A 14,254-nucleotide genomic window follows, 5' to 3' on the forward strand; every position below is an offset into this window, starting at 1 on the left:
ATGTATAAATTTAAAAACTTTTTAGTAAATTCATATAGTGGGGTTTTATTTTTATTGTTACGTTGAATGGAGGGGGAAGTTATTAAGAAGAAAATAATTATCATATTTTTAGTCTTAATATGTGTATTTTTCGCATCTTGGAGGTTAAATAAACATGGTAGTATTTTGGAATCGACGGTTACTAAAAAAGTGGATAGAGAAGAATTTATTTCTGAAGGAGTAAATCCCGGAAATTCTAGTGATTATGACATTAAACTAACAATGGATAAGAACGAAAATTTGCAATTAGAAACAACTGCTTTAATCAAAAATTTATCTACCGATGATTGGGAACAATTAACTTTCTATTTTATACCAAATATATTTACAAAAAGTGTTTCACCCGAGCTGGAAAATCCCTCTACGGTTAATTTTCATAACATATCTATTGATGGAAAAAAAGTCGTTTACACATTAGAAAGAGATACTTTAAATATTCAACTTCCCCATAAGTTGAAACCTTATCAAGAAGTTAAAGTTTATTTTTCCTATGAACTCACCTTTCCTAAACAAGGCTTAAGATTTACAAAGAGTAATAATGGTAATTTTCATTTAGCTCAATTTTACCCAATGCTTGCAACATATAGGAACTCTCGGTGGAACAAGGAGTCTTACCAAGATAGAGGAGAGACTTACCATACTGGATTTAGTAATTTTAAATTAACATACGATATTCCGAAAGGTTTCACCTTTGTATCTTCATCTGATAAAGAAGTCTTTCCGAGTTCAAACGTTGGTTCCATTGAAGTAAAAAATATAAAGGAAATATTTGTCGCTATTTTAAAAGATCCTATACTTGTGGAAAATGATGGGGGCCCTTCCGTTAGAGTATTTGGATTTAATGAAAATAAAGAAAAACTATATCGAGAAATAGCAGATGAGGCTATAGCTGCAATAAACTATTTTGAAGAAATTATGGGGCCTTATCCTTTCAAACAATTTGATATTATAGTAGATGGAATGGGGATGGAGTATCCAGGAATAGTTACAGTTGGTTCGATTTATAATACTGGTCCTAGTAATTCTCAAGAGCTAAAAAATATGGTGATACATGAAATTGCTCATCAATGGTTTTATGGGATCGTTAGCAACGATCCTTATAGTGATGCATGGTTAGATGAAGGTTTCGCAGTATTTGCAGCGAGTTTATTCAAACTTGCGAAATTGAAAGAAGCTGAAGATTATAATTCAATGTACAGACCAGATCCTAATTTAGAATTACCAGTAAATTTACCTCTCGATCAATATGAATCCAACATGAGTTCCTATGTCTATGGAAAATCTGCTAGAAAGTTATGGGAATTATTTAAAGATAATGGGGAGGTTAAAGAAGCTGAAAAATTTTTAAGAAGCTATTACCATTTTTATAGATATAAAGAAGTTGATACTAGAGAATTTGTGAGATTCGTAAAATACTATTTTGATTTAAAAGATGATACCCTATTTGAGGGTTGGTTAGAACAAGAAAAATAAAACTAATATTTAAAGAGAAGCAAAAAAGCACCCTTTAAGGCTACCTTGAACTTTAGATAAAAGGTATCTAGAAGAGTATTCTTGATACCTTTTTTGTCATTTTTATTTCTCTCATTTAGATTACTCTTTTTAGAAGTAACGTACCCTTTAACATCCTGTTCAGTTGGTTTAAGTGAAAATCTTCACAATTTCTTGGCCTATAACGCTTTTCTTTAAATATGTTATTCAAGAAAATGGCCCTACAATACAAATGGGCACATTCTTAGGAAAGAAAGCGCCCGATTCTTCAAGCTTGTTATCTAACTAAATCACTCTATAGTTTAAGTGAAGCTGTTCACAAATTGTAATCAGTGTTTTAAGATCTCGGATAAAGCCTGTTCCTCACCATCTAACATCGAGGTAACGATTGTCATAAAATCTTCCGCTCCAATTTCAAAATGACCTCGACGGAATGTAAACCCCCAATTGCGATTTCCACGCGTAAAAGTGAGCTGGTTTAACAACAATGCAATCTTAACTTCTCGACAAGGAATATATCGAATATCTCTGCGAAATGGCACAAACGACTCCGACACTTGATGTTTGTAAGTTTCGTTGTCCGTAACCTGACCAATAGCAGTAAATGCTTGAACTGGCTTTCCTTTGGACATGTCTGTACGAGGAGAATAGTATATCAGCCAATCACCTGGAGACATTTTACGCAAAGGTGTTGCCTTACCATGACACAACTGTGCAAACCCACCTTCTTTGGCTAAATTCACATGAGAAGCGGATACAACGCCAATCCAATATCTGCTTTTCTGACTAGTTATAGTCGACATGACGAATCCCCCTACTCTTCAAATGCTAAACTCGTTTTCAACCGATCCAGTTGTAAAAAATGATGTCTGTAATGCATTTCAATTAACAAAAACCATTCCTGCGCGTTTAATGCACCGAACGCCGGATGAAGTATCTTGTTACTTTCAGGCGATTGATGTAGAACTGACTCTGTATTCCTCACCCTTTCCACTACACTGTGAAGTCCTTCTACCAAATGCTCCATACTCTCTGGTGGTTGCGGAGTATAATTCGGCGAAGCAGGGACCTTAATACGAACAGCAGGAAATTGTTCTAGTTTAAATACAATCTTACCTTGCTCAGTTTTTTCCTTCGCTGGGTTCAATGTCGATTCACTGCCAACTAAACATTGCTCGACATTATGTAGATGCATGAAAGCAGATTGAATTAAATGTACATACATCTGTCCAATGGACCAATCTTCTTCGTTCAGCTTTCTATGTAATTTATCGATATTAAGTTTTGTCAGTTCTGCCAAATATCTTTCTACTGTAAGTTCAATTGACTTCAATACTTCCTTTGTACTTTTCATCCTTCAAGCAGCTCCTCTTCATCTTGGTATAATCACAGTATAAAAGAACACTACTGACAGGTGTATGTCAGTAGTGTTCTAAAATTTTTTTCGCTACTTCCCGAATCTTGAAGCGTAAAGACTTCGGTTCAATCACCTCGATATCTCCGCCCCAGCCAAGTAAATGATGTAATATTTCCTCTGGATACCGAACACGAAATTGAAAGATTACATCCTCCTTCCGCTCCTCAATGGATTCAATATAAAAATTAACTGCCTCTATGATTTTGTCGGCAATTTCGGGGTTTGCCCTAATTATTATACTTTCGTCTCGATTGTCAGGTGGCCGATAGCTACTTAGGTCAAAATCATTTGGTAGAAGAAATTGATCTTCCAACATAGAAAGTTCGGTCATCCGGGACAAGCGAAAATGACGCATTTCCTGCCTCATATCACAGTATGCTAGTAAAACCCAATTTTCATGGACAAGTGTTAATCCATATGGAGAGACCACACGTTTATTTTTCCGATTCCCATCTGTTCCTGGCATTTTTTTAATATACATAAAACTGATTTTGCACTGTTTCAAAATGGCATCGCGAACTTGATTAAGATACGTTTTTACCCGCTCTTCAGTTGATTGCTCACCTATATGAAGGAGTCGCATTGTTTCCCGAACAAGCCTTGACTCGTTACGAACTGACTCCGACAAAGTAGCCTCGATTTTGCGTTTAGCGGACTTTGCATAAATACCATAATCTGTATCCAACCTTTGCTCGATAAAATCAGCTCCCATGAGCAGGGAGACGGCCTCTTCTGCTGTGAACCTAACCGGGGGTAGAAAATATCCTTCCATTAAGGAGTAACCCAGTCCAGGGGCGCCTAAAATTGGAACCCCAGCCTCACTTAATGCTTGAATATCCCTATATATCGTACGCACACTTGTCTCAAATTGAGAAGCTAAATCTTCTGCTCTCAGTGTTTTGCTTCGCTGTAATTCAAGCGTGATTGCAAGCTGCCTCTCAGTTTTGTTCATTTTTTTCCTCCACCATTTCTGCATTCTTTCACGGTACTTGCCCAATAGTTGAAGAGAATCCGCTTCACAATGTATTTGGGCTATACCCTTGGATACGTTTGTATGCCTCATAATGATGCCAAAGTTTGCTTAGAATCATAGCACAACCTCTTTTTAGAACAATTAATAAGAGTTGCTTCCATTAAGAGTTTTTAAACACCGTTCAACTAGATTTTCCCGTTAACAACACGTATTCACCCTTAATACTGTACAACTTAAATTTTAACATGATTATCCAACACTCTTTTCTATAAAGATGTATTCCATTAATGTCCCTTTAAAGGACGCTTTCCTAATAATCGCGCCCGATTGTTGAATAAAGATCACTTTACTTTCTTTTCTAATTCACCAAGTTTCTTGAATTTATTATCATAACTTTGTCGTTGAATTAGATTGTTTAACCAAAAATTTGCCCTTTCAAAATCCTCACTTTTAATAAATGTTTCAATGGCTTTCTTAAAGTTTTCATGGTAATTAAAATTCACATACACCATTAGTTCAAGCCCTTGATGGAAGCAATCCGAAGCTAAATTAAATTCTTTTGTTTTTGAATATAATATCCCTAAATAAATAAAACCACTTGATTTCTCTTCTTTGCTGAAATTTGGTTGTTTGGTAGACAAATTTAATATACGGATTGCCTTTTTTCTCATGAATAAAAGCTCATAGGCATTTGCTCTATAAACATAATCCTCATACTTTCTTAATGGTTTGATTAGTGAAATTATACTTATTAAGATCAGTCCTTTATAAATTATTCTTTGTTCTATTGAGTTCACTTTGTTGATAATATTTATTTTCTTCTCAACTAAATAGCTCAAATAATATAAAAGCCACAATTCTACACAAGAAACGTGCCCGATTGTTGAAATCGTTTTTCTTATTGTACTAACACATCTGTTCGTTAAGTGTAACTCTTTACAATTACTTGATATTATATAGGTGAATAGAAAGATAAATTGAATTTAGTTAGTTGTAAAAGTAGATTATTTATATTATTCTCTTATAATTTTTCAAAAAAGGAGAGTTTATGAAAAAGATTATAGTTTTTGTATTATCGATATTTATATTATTCTCAGGATTCTCAACACAAAGTTATGCGTTGTCAGATTCGAAATCTGCGGCAATACAAGCGTTGCTAGAAGATGCCACTCGTATATCAGGTGTGCCGGGAATGTCAATCTCAATACTTGCTGATGATGAAGTGTTCTACTTTTCTTCAGGGTATGCTGACCGCGAAAAGGGGTTGTCTGCAAGTGAAAATACACTCTATGAGTTAGCCTCGGTCAGTAAAGCTTTTACCGGTATGGGTATTATGCTGTTAGAAGAGCAAGGGCAGCTCTCAATGACTGACCCTGTCCAAAAATATTTACCTTGGTTTACGTTAAAGTATCAAGGGAAACCTGTTGATATGCAAAGCCTTACACTAAATAACTTTCTTCACCATACCAGTGGTCTAACAAATATTAGGCATAAGGTTCAAAATATCCCACAAGGTAATACACCGGATATGTTGCAAAAGACTGTGGAAATGCTCGTAGATACTGAATTGGCATTCCCTCCCGGTGAACAGTATAACTATGGAACCGTTAATTATGACGTGTTGGGTTTGGTTATTGAGATTGTATCGCGACAAAGTTATGAAGACTTTATGAGGGAACAGGTATTTCAGCCGTTAGGTCTACACCAGACGTATGTTTATAAAGAAGATGCTGAAGCTACTGGGCAGTTGGCACAGGGCTATCGTTCTTCCTTTTTTATGACAACTCCATTTAAAGCTCCGGATTATGCTGGGAATAAGCCCGCAGGCTACATCATTTCTAATACAAAAGATATGGCGCGTTGGATGGGCATACAGATGGGTATTGTGCAGGACATACCCGAAATATTTTACACGGTTATCGAAAAATCACATAAGGGTGATATGTCTGTTTCGGCTGTCAACGATATGTATTATGCGGCAGGCTGGTCGGTAAACGCTGACCAAACGATTATAGTACACACTGGCGGCAACCCAAATTTCAGAACCGAAGTAGCCATACTGCTAAATGAACGAATAGGCGTCTGTTTGCTGAGCAACGGCGCAAATACCAATATAAACTTGGTCCTAAAAGTGAAAGATATAATAGACGGCAATCTAACTCAGTCATATGAAATAAGCGGCACACAGCTTTTGGATATCGTTTTGTCGTCTATCACTATTATTCTTTGCTTATTGGCCGTTCTGCTATTTCTCTTAGGATTACGCAGAAGGAAAACGAATGAGCGCCGGCCAATGACAAAAAAGAGAATAATTGTAACAGTTATTTTCCTGATCGCTACGATTTCCCTTGGTATACTGTGCTGTGCTATCGATTGGTCCACGATACTTATTTGGCAAACATACAGTGTTCTTACAGCTATGATTTCGTCAGCATTATTAACAGCAAGCATTACATGGTTTGTATACACTCACCGATAAAATACCTCGCTCCCAAGATAAACATAATATTAAGTAACTAAATTTCAATTTATCGGTATGCTTATTTGAAAAACATAAGACACTTCGGTGTCTATTTTAAAATCATCGACATTTTTCCCAGTCAAACCCAAAGACACATTCCTTATTAAAGAAATGCGCCCGATAATTAAATAAATAGTTTTACTATTCTTTTATGACTTTATTGTAAACTTAACAACTTTATTGTTACAAAAAAATTCAACTCTCCAAATTTCTATAAAGAAACTAACTAAAGAAAAAACACCTAGATGTGAATTGATAAAATGCATTACGCTGTTTTTTAACCTAAAATATTTTAATTGTCTAATATTTTATAATTTGTTTTTATTTCAAATTCAGAAACCGCTTTAATTCACTAAAGAATTATAGCATTATATCTATTTAATTTATTATTTCGCTTAATTTGAATATGCCTACCTTTATTTCATCGAGTGAAGCATACCCATAAGAGATTCGTATAAACTGTCCAGTCTTTTCTGCATAAATACTACCAGGATTTAGAAGAATATTATTGGAAAATGCTTTTTCAAATAGCCTTTTTACTTTGAATTCAGGTTTTATTTTTACCCATATGAACAAACCACCTTTTGGGATGTCCCACGTAGCATAAGGACTCAAATATTTATCCAGTGCATCTAAAGCAACTTTTCTACGAACCCTAAGTTGTTCTCTTACTTTATCAAGATGACTATCATAGAAATTACTAGATAACCACTCTGCGGCAACGAGCTGGGAAAGAGTACTTGATCCATAATCGGATTGCATTTTTAAATCCGCTAATCGATTAATAACTGACTCCGAGCCAACTATCCAGCCAATTCGTAATCCTGGACTAAGGGTTTTTGATAAACTCCCAACATATAATACATTTCCATAAAGGTCCATTGCTTTTAGTGGTTTAGGTGGTGGGTTATCAATCCATAAATCGTGGTACACATCATCTTCTATAACTGGTAGCTGCTCTCTTTCACAATAAGCAATTAATTTCTCTCGTCTCTTTTCTTGCATTAAGGCGCCTGTAGGATTATGAAAGGTTGGAATCGTATATAAAATATTTTTTCCTTTTTCCTTTTTCAAATAAATTGAATCGATGATTAGCCCCTCCTTGTCCATCGCTAATCCTTGCAACTCCATCCCCGCAGACTCAAAAACAGTCAACGAGTAAAGATAGGACGGCATCTCTAGCAATACCGTAGAACCTCTTTTTAGTAATCCAATTGAAATTAAATGTAAAGCTTGGAGCGCACCTGAAACTACGAGAATGGACGAAGGTGATGCTTCGATACCCCTTACCTTTAAATAGTCACTAATGGCTTGGCGTAATTTTAAATTACCTTTCGGCTCTTCATAGCCAAACGAGGTCAATTGATTTGATATTTTTTGAACGATGAATTTCATCTCTTCTAAAGGGAACATTTCTGGTGATAGCTCCCCCTTACTCAATTGAATGAGATTCGTATCCGATTCAGCCTGATTAATTTCCTGCACCATAGATACACTGGGTTTATGAATGCCTAAAGTGACGTTTTCATTCCAGTTAGTCGAGTATTTTGCCCCCATCAAAGTCCAAGTATTATTGGTGACGACTGTTTCCTTCCCAGCTTTACCTTCTAGTAGCCCTTCTGCCATCAGCTCCTCTAACGCCGTTATGACTGTACTACGATTAACCTCAAACTGTTTTGCCAAATTACGTTGACTTGGTATGGGACTTCCAATCGCCCACTCCCCTTTAGCAATTTTTTCTTTTATAAAATCAATAATCAATTGATATTTTGGTTTTTTCATTAGTAATTCCTCTTCTGACTGGTTGGTTTTTTTCATTTTAACCGGTTGGAGAAGTTTTAGCAAAAACCTATTAATATTGTAATTATAAATTTAATTGGTTGGAGAAGAGGTGTATTCATGTTTAAAACACTTGATTTTAAGATTATTTCTGCTCATTTCATAACAATCATTTTATGGGCATCAGCTTTTCCAGGAATACGAGTTGCATTGTCAGCCTATTCGCCTGAACATATTTCATTATTGCGGTTATTAGTAGGCTCATTTGTCTTAATCATCATTGCAATTATTACAAAAATCCCTTTGCCTGAGTTAAAAGATATCCCTATTATTTTATTACTTGGCTTTTCAGGTTTCACCGTGTATCAAGTAGCCCTAAATTATGGAGAGCAAACAATTAGTGCTGGGATTGCGAGTTTACTTGTTTCAACAACTCCGATATTCACTGCTCTGTTAGCTGTATTCTTTTATCGTGAGAAGCTTGGATTATGGGGATGGCTTGGTTCACTTATTGGTCTTTGTGGTGTAGCATTTATTTCTGTTGGAGATTCAAATGAAAGTTTTTCACTTAATTCTGGGGTTATGATCGTTTTAATAGCATCCCTTTCAGAAAGTATTTATTTTGTTTTTCAACATCGATATCTAAAAAAGTATGGGGCTTTTCCCTTTACGATGTACGCAATTTGGTCAGGTACATTTTTTATGCTACTTTTCTCACCTGGTCTAAGTGAAGCAATTATAGATGCCCCGTTAAATACAACATTAGTCATTTTGTATCTTGGAGTCTTTCCAACAATCATTCCTTATTTTACTCTAGCTTATGTTACCTCACGAACTGGAGCAGCTGAAGCAACAAGTACACTTTATTTAACCTCTGTTTTTGCATTTCTTATCGCATGGATCTGGCTTGGTGAAGTTCCACAATTTTCTGCAATAACTGGGGGCTTAATTACTTTATTAGGTGTATTTATTGCAAACATAAAAAAAGAAGAAATGATTAAAGAAAATAATAATGCTCAAAGTTTAAACTAGTGATCAATAATTAATTTGTTTTGGTTCACTTTAGATTGATGACAACAAGTATGAGAGCAGTAGCACTTTATACATGTTGTCATTTTTAATTCTTCGATTGATAAAAAAACTTTATCAGTAAATAAAAAGACTCCATTTTGAAAAAAGATTGATCAAAATGGAGTGAATCTTTATTTTGCTCTATATTTCAACAATAATATCCAATGAAAATGTTACTCAATAATCTGGCCCTTTACAAGAAAGACGCTTTCCTTTTTCAGAAAAGCGCCCGTTTGTTGAAGATACAAAATTTTAACGAAACAATAGAAATTTCATTATTTAGTATGTATTTATTTTATCTCTAATGGTACTTTGTTCAATCATATCTGAAATAAAAGTATAAATATTCGGAGGATATTCAGCAATACGATGAACTACATATAAATACCATTCACTACCATATGTTACATAAACTTTAGTCTGAATATTATCCTCCTTTAAAGATCTTAATAGGTCAGGTCGAACCCCATCTAACATCTCTACTTCAACATTCGAATTATAAAGAAATCCTTTTTCTTTTAAGTCCATCAATATATTTTCATCATGTGTAGCAACAGATAATGGATGATTACTATCTATACACATAGATACAAATTCTATATACCGTTTATTTAACTCTTCGGTTCTTGGAATATATATACCTTCAGACTCTTGATAAGCCCCCTTTACTAAACGTATTCTACCTGAGGTTTTCAATAGTCCATTTAGGTCAATAGAAGAACGCTTCAAATGAACTTGTAATGTTATCCCAACATTTGAGAATGATTTTGATATTCTTTTATATAATGATAAAATTTTATCCGTTTTTTGTGATTCTTCCATACTTATCATTAGTTGAATATTATGCTGTTGTGCTTCTTTTGCTAATTCTTCTAAATTGGTAAATGCTACTTCATCAGAAATCATCATTCCGATATGAGAAAGATCAAATGATACGGTAGCCTTCATTTGATTATACCCAAGATCTTTTATTAATTCTTTGAATTCATTTTTGGCAAGCATACATTCTTCTAGGGATGTTGTATTTTCGCCAATAAATTCTAATGAAACCCGATACCCTTTGTTATATAGATTTATAACACGCTCTATCCCTTCTGTACGTGTTTCTCCAGCCACAAATCGGTTAGCACCTTTAATAAAAATCGGAAAAAGTTCTTTTGAATTTTGAAAATAGGCTTTTAGTTCTTGATCTCTAGCAATCGATTTGAGAGCTTTGGAAAAACGTCTTTCTTCATTAAGCATAAAATAATCACATCCTAATTTTTATCTTATTTGGGTTTACGTTTTACGACGATGACTTTTTATACGCGAAAATCAAATTCCTACATTAAAGTTGAATCTCAAATGAAAACGGTAATTACTGTGGGGAATTTATTAAAGTAGATCATTTTTCATTCTGAATAAAAATATCCCTATATTGTCCGGGTGTTAATCCAATAAACCCCATAAAGAAATTACTAAAATGACTTTGATCTACAAAACCCGTCTCTATTGCTGCATCAAGTGGTTTTACACCATGTTCCAATCGTTTCTTTGCTTCATTAATACGCACCGTTTGTAAGTAACGATACGGGGTAATCCCCCGAATTTGGGTAAATGAGCGTAACAAAGAATATTTGTTCATATTAGCTATCTTTGCTAAATCATCTAAAGCAATATGTTCTGCATAATGTACTTCTAGGTAGTGACAAACATTTCCAATTTCTTGTTTAATAGCTCTTGGTTCTGTATCTTCGATGGCTTCGCTATATTCCTCAATAAGTTGTTGAATAAGAAAATAGAAAGTTTCTTCTTTCTCAAAATCTGTTATTTCATCCATAATCATCTGGTGAAGATTATGCAACAATTGTGCTTTTTCACTTCGACAGGCAACAGGAGAAGCAAAGGAAGGAAGATAATCTTGCCCTGTAATCTCTTTTGTAACTTTTCGCATGATTTCAGGCTTGATATTCAAGCAGCGATAGTCTAATTTTTCGTTGTCAATTGATTCACAGGCATGATTATCCAGTGGGTTAAAAAATATAATATCACCGGTACCTATTACATATTCTTCGTTCTTACAAGACAATCGTCTTTGTCCACTCTCTATAAACCCAATCACATAATATTCATGGAAGTGGTTCGGAAACTTTTGCATGATACCTTCAAAACGATAAGCTTCTATTTGTAAATCATAATCAAAACGTACAGTTCTTTCTTCTTGTCCCATATGAACACCCCCTTTTGATTTCTGATAGTTAATGTAACACATATGGTTAAGGTACTCTTGTAAGATATTGACTAAAAAAATGGCAAGGCAGATTAAAAAAACTGCCACACTATTCTTTTTATTCATATTTAAGGTTTTCCTTTATACCACCTTTCTTCATTGGAAGAACTAAAAAAATTATTTCTTTCAAGACAAAAAAGTTACCTTAATCCATAAAATTGCCCTTTCCATCGATAATGGAAGACTGTTCAATACTTTTAAGGGCCACCTAGCTACTTACAAGAGATATTGCAGAAGAGCTTCTTAGAAAGTTTAAGAGAAATTATCCTCTCATTCGTTTTTCAGATGAATTTTTTTGATTTTTATTGACAAAAAATAAAAAACAACATATAGTTTTAAAAAAACCATTTTAATAAAACTAATAAAAGGAGGTTGATCATGGATGTATGAACTTCTTGTTCTTTCGCTATTAATGAAATTTCCATTACATGCTTATCTTATCTCAAAAATATCTAATGACACCATTGGCCCATGGGAACAAGTGAGCAGAGGAACGCTTTCAACATTGTTAAATAAATTAGAAAAAGCTGGTCTAATTCAAGAGGCTGATCCAGCCACCGTCCCTTTTCCGACCGAACGACCATCTCGTACTTTCGAAATAACTAATAAGGGGAAAGATCGTTTTTTTGAGTTGATGATGGATACCAAAAAAAACGTTGGGAATTACCAAAAAATTTTCCACATAAAGGCCATTTATCTAGAGTTCTTAAGCGAAGAAGATCAGATCTATTTGGTTAATCACTATATAAAATATTGCCAAACAGCAATTGAGCATATCAAGTCGCAGCAATTAGAATTTGACGAAAATCCTGAGCAAGTGAAGTCCATACAAGGTACCTCATTTTATTCGGCCATCAAGAGTTTGATGCGTCTAAATACAGAGCAGTGGAGTCTGGAAAAGCAATGGGCAACTCATCTTAAGGAACAAATTATGATGAGCATAAAAAACGAAAAAAGAAAGGATTATTAAAATGACACAAGAATGGAAAAAAGATAATGAAGATATAAACATTTTGTTTAATGAATTGTTTTCTGCATGGAGTCATGGGGATGGAAGAGCTTTTGCGAATTGCTTTACAGAAGATGTAGACTATATCACTTTTTTCGGTCAGCATTTAAAAGGCAGGGAAGAAGTGGAGAATTCACATCAAGATTTATTTAATGGTGTTTTAAAAGGTTCGCAAATGCAAGGACGGATTACGAGCATTCGTTTCCTCAATGCTGACCTAGCTATAGTTCACTGTATAGGAAATACGAAAATGCCAAGCCAAAAAAATTATTCGGAGAAAAGGGCGTCCATTAATACGAATGTATTAGTTAAACAAAATGGGGAATGGAAGATTACTTCCTTTCACAATTGTCGGATCAAAGAACCAAACTTTTTAATCAAATGGTTTATGAAAAAAGGTAAAAAGGTACAATGATTTTCATGGTTACCTTATTTTATCATCACAATAATCTCGCTCCCTTCTCTAATTTACGATTAAATTAGGAATTCAAGAAATAAAAGTAAATATCCTTTTTTAATCAACCTTCCCTTTTAATTAAAAAAGGATATTTAAACAACTTTATTATTTTTAAAGGACTATATTGTTACTTAATACTTTAACTATAGAAGACGCATTCCTTACTATAATCTGCACCCAAAATTTAGATTTGTGTCTATCATTTGTGGTGCAGATTAATTTCAATAAAGCGCCCGATAATTGAAGGAATGTTTTTCAAGTTTTAGGGTAAACGCTTTTTTTCATATAAATTTTATTGTGTTTCTAGCCTTTATAGCTAATTTTTCCTGTCTCCAATAATTCTTTAAGCCCCATAAACATTAAATTCCAGCCATGTTCGGTACTGTCATGCCATTCGACAAGGGCTTTTTCTATATCAGATTCTGACCAATTCTTTTCATGAGGAACATGAATAACTTGTTTGAATGTCATCTCACAGCCTTGTTTAAGTTCTTTTAGCTCAACTATAATCGTATCTTCTAATTCGCTGAATTGTGGCATTTTAAAAGTGAACACGATTTTTTTCGGAGAATCAATTTCAAGGTACTCCCCAATCGCACGGTAATCCTTCCCTTCCCGATGGTCAACAATTTCCCAAGTACCACCAACTTGCGGATTATTTTGTGTTATCTTATTCGTCCCTTCCAATGTGAAAAACCATTTTCTCATCATTTCTGGGTTCAACCATGCATTAAAAACTCTTTCAGTCGATACATCAAAAATTCTTATCATTATTAAAGTGGTTGTGGAAACGTCACTCATACATTCACTCCTTTATGTAAATTAATGTTCTTTATTTTTTGCTTTGAATAATTCACTTTCCAAAAGATTGAAACGATTGTTCCAGGACTTTTCATAAAACATTCCGTTGCTTGGGATAATGATTCCTTGTTTAACCGACATAAATGAATTCTTCCATTTACACTCCTTTCAACAAGTTTTGCCCGCTCCAGAACTTTTATATGTTTTGAAATACTAGTCAAAGACATATCAAAGGGCTCTGCTAATTCAGAAATAGTCCTTTCTTTTTTGCGCCAACATACGAACTATTTCACTTCTTGTTGAATCAGCTAAAGCATGAAAAGTTACATTTAAGTTATCTTTATTATGGTTAACCATGTGGTTAAATATAACAACCTTTTAATTTACATTCAACCATGTAGTTAAATATTAAACAATCTAATCTTTC

The 14,254-nt window shown here is 34.2% G+C and carries 14 protein-coding genes; 5 read left to right on the forward strand and 9 right to left on the reverse strand.

Features of this window, described 5'->3' with window-relative positions:
- Nucleotides 1-189 precede the first annotated feature (189 nt).
- The gene (locus tag SJW71_RS17930; protein WP_431811300.1) at nt 190-1,512 is read left to right on the forward strand and encodes a M1 family metallopeptidase; all 1,323 of its coding nucleotides are present in this window, start codon (nt 190-192) and stop codon (nt 1,510-1,512) included.
- A 347-nt stretch (nt 1,513-1,859) separates the two neighbouring features.
- Here the strand turns inward: SJW71_RS17930 and SJW71_RS17935 are convergent, their stop codons facing one another.
- The 4 genes from SJW71_RS17935 to SJW71_RS17950 form a co-directional block, all read right to left on the reverse strand.
- Nucleotides 1,860-2,333 carry an EVE domain-containing protein gene (locus SJW71_RS17935; protein WP_431811301.1) on the reverse strand — a complete coding sequence of 158 codons (474 nt, stop codon included), beginning with the start codon at nt 2,331-2,333 and terminating at the stop codon, nt 1,860-1,862.
- Nucleotides 2,334-2,344: 11 nt separating this feature from the next.
- The gene (locus SJW71_RS17940) at nt 2,345-2,884 is read right to left on the reverse strand and encodes a DinB family protein (protein ID WP_431811302.1); all 540 of its coding nucleotides are present in this window, start codon (nt 2,882-2,884) and stop codon (nt 2,345-2,347) included.
- A gap of 67 nt (nt 2,885-2,951) precedes the next feature.
- A complete protein-coding gene (locus SJW71_RS17945) occupies nt 2,952-3,899 on the reverse strand; it encodes a helix-turn-helix transcriptional regulator (protein ID WP_431811303.1) in 948 nt (315 codons plus the stop codon).
- Nucleotides 3,900-4,261: 362 nt separating this feature from the next.
- On the reverse strand, nt 4,262-4,591 hold the full coding sequence (locus SJW71_RS17950; protein WP_322610341.1) for a hypothetical protein: 330 nt from the start codon (nt 4,589-4,591) through the stop codon (nt 4,262-4,264).
- A 377-nt stretch (nt 4,592-4,968) separates the two neighbouring features.
- Here SJW71_RS17950 and SJW71_RS17955 point away from each other — a divergent pair, with 377 nt between their 5' ends.
- Complete coding sequence (locus tag SJW71_RS17955; protein WP_431811304.1) at nt 4,969-6,399, forward strand: serine hydrolase domain-containing protein; 1,431 nt, start codon at nt 4,969-4,971, stop codon at nt 6,397-6,399.
- Nucleotides 6,400-6,819: 420 nt separating this feature from the next.
- Here SJW71_RS17955 and SJW71_RS17960 read toward each other — a convergent pair whose 3' ends face one another.
- On the reverse strand, nt 6,820-8,223 hold the full coding sequence (locus SJW71_RS17960; protein WP_431811305.1) for a PLP-dependent aminotransferase family protein: 1,404 nt from the start codon (nt 8,221-8,223) through the stop codon (nt 6,820-6,822).
- Between the two features lie 117 nt (nt 8,224-8,340).
- Here SJW71_RS17960 and SJW71_RS17965 point away from each other — a divergent pair, with 117 nt between their 5' ends.
- Nucleotides 8,341-9,252, forward strand: coding sequence for a DMT family transporter (locus SJW71_RS17965; RefSeq protein ID WP_431811306.1), 912 nt, complete (start codon nt 8,341-8,343; stop codon nt 9,250-9,252).
- Nucleotides 9,253-9,570: 318 nt separating this feature from the next.
- Here SJW71_RS17965 and SJW71_RS17970 read toward each other — a convergent pair whose 3' ends face one another.
- Together SJW71_RS17970 and SJW71_RS17975 are read right to left on the reverse strand one after the other, a co-directional pair.
- Complete coding sequence (locus SJW71_RS17970; RefSeq protein WP_341385765.1) at nt 9,571-10,533, reverse strand: proline dehydrogenase family protein; 963 nt, start codon at nt 10,531-10,533, stop codon at nt 9,571-9,573.
- Nucleotides 10,534-10,675: 142 nt separating this feature from the next.
- Complete coding sequence (locus SJW71_RS17975) at nt 10,676-11,500, reverse strand: AraC family ligand binding domain-containing protein (RefSeq protein WP_431811307.1); 825 nt, start codon at nt 11,498-11,500, stop codon at nt 10,676-10,678.
- A gap of 442 nt (nt 11,501-11,942) precedes the next feature.
- Here SJW71_RS17975 and SJW71_RS17980 point away from each other — a divergent pair, with 442 nt between their 5' ends.
- Nucleotides 11,943-12,530 (forward strand): PadR family transcriptional regulator, encoded by a 588-nt coding sequence (locus SJW71_RS17980; RefSeq protein ID WP_274796122.1) that lies wholly within the window; start codon nt 11,943-11,945, stop codon nt 12,528-12,530.
- 1 nt (nt 12,531) lies between these two features.
- Entirely contained in the window at nt 12,532-12,984 is a 453-nt protein-coding gene (locus SJW71_RS17985; RefSeq protein ID WP_431811308.1) for an SgcJ/EcaC family oxidoreductase, read from the forward strand.
- Between the two features lie 345 nt (nt 12,985-13,329).
- Here SJW71_RS17985 and SJW71_RS17990 read toward each other — a convergent pair whose 3' ends face one another.
- Both SJW71_RS17990 and SJW71_RS17995 read right to left on the reverse strand, forming a co-directional pair.
- The gene (locus tag SJW71_RS17990; RefSeq protein ID WP_431811309.1) at nt 13,330-13,827 is read right to left on the reverse strand and encodes an SRPBCC family protein; all 498 of its coding nucleotides are present in this window, start codon (nt 13,825-13,827) and stop codon (nt 13,330-13,332) included.
- Complete coding sequence (locus tag SJW71_RS17995; protein WP_429979505.1) at nt 13,824-14,054, reverse strand: ArsR/SmtB family transcription factor; 231 nt, start codon at nt 14,052-14,054, stop codon at nt 13,824-13,826. The genes SJW71_RS17990 and SJW71_RS17995 overlap by 4 nt, the downstream gene beginning before the upstream one ends.
- Nucleotides 14,055-14,254: the final 200 nt, after the last annotated feature.

The sequence above is a fragment of the Lysinibacillus sp. FW12 genome (assembly GCF_050817245.1).
Lineage (GTDB): Bacteria > Bacillota > Bacilli > Bacillales_A > Planococcaceae > Lysinibacillus > Lysinibacillus irui.

Coding starts and splice junctions, on each gene's coding strand:
- SJW71_RS17935 (WP_431811301.1), bottom strand. CDS start 2,333: ATGTCGACTATAACTAGTCAGAAAAGCAGATATTGGATTGGCGTTGTA.
- SJW71_RS17940 (WP_431811302.1), bottom strand. CDS start 2,884: ATGAAAAGTACAAAGGAAGTATTGAAGTCAATTGAACTTACAGTAGAA.
- SJW71_RS17945 (WP_431811303.1), bottom strand. CDS start 3,899: ATGAACAAAACTGAGAGGCAGCTTGCAATCACGCTTGAATTACAGCGA.
- SJW71_RS17950 (WP_322610341.1), bottom strand. CDS start 4,591: ATGAGAAAAAAGGCAATCCGTATATTAAATTTGTCTACCAAACAACCA.
- SJW71_RS17955 (WP_431811304.1), top strand. CDS start 4,969: ATGAAAAAGATTATAGTTTTTGTATTATCGATATTTATATTATTCTCA.
- SJW71_RS17960 (WP_431811305.1), bottom strand. CDS start 8,223: ATGAAAAAACCAAAATATCAATTGATTATTGATTTTATAAAAGAAAAA.
- SJW71_RS17965 (WP_431811306.1), top strand. CDS start 8,341: ATGTTTAAAACACTTGATTTTAAGATTATTTCTGCTCATTTCATAACA.
- SJW71_RS17970 (WP_341385765.1), bottom strand. CDS start 10,533: ATGCTTAATGAAGAAAGACGTTTTTCCAAAGCTCTCAAATCGATTGCT.
- SJW71_RS17975 (WP_431811307.1), bottom strand. CDS start 11,500: ATGGGACAAGAAGAAAGAACTGTACGTTTTGATTATGATTTACAAATA.
- SJW71_RS17980 (WP_274796122.1), top strand. CDS start 11,943: ATGTATGAACTTCTTGTTCTTTCGCTATTAATGAAATTTCCATTACAT.
- SJW71_RS17985 (WP_431811308.1), top strand. CDS start 12,532: ATGACACAAGAATGGAAAAAAGATAATGAAGATATAAACATTTTGTTT.
- SJW71_RS17990 (WP_431811309.1), bottom strand. CDS start 13,827: ATGAGTGACGTTTCCACAACCACTTTAATAATGATAAGAATTTTTGAT.
- SJW71_RS17995 (WP_429979505.1), bottom strand. CDS start 14,054: ATGTCTTTGACTAGTATTTCAAAACATATAAAAGTTCTGGAGCGGGCA.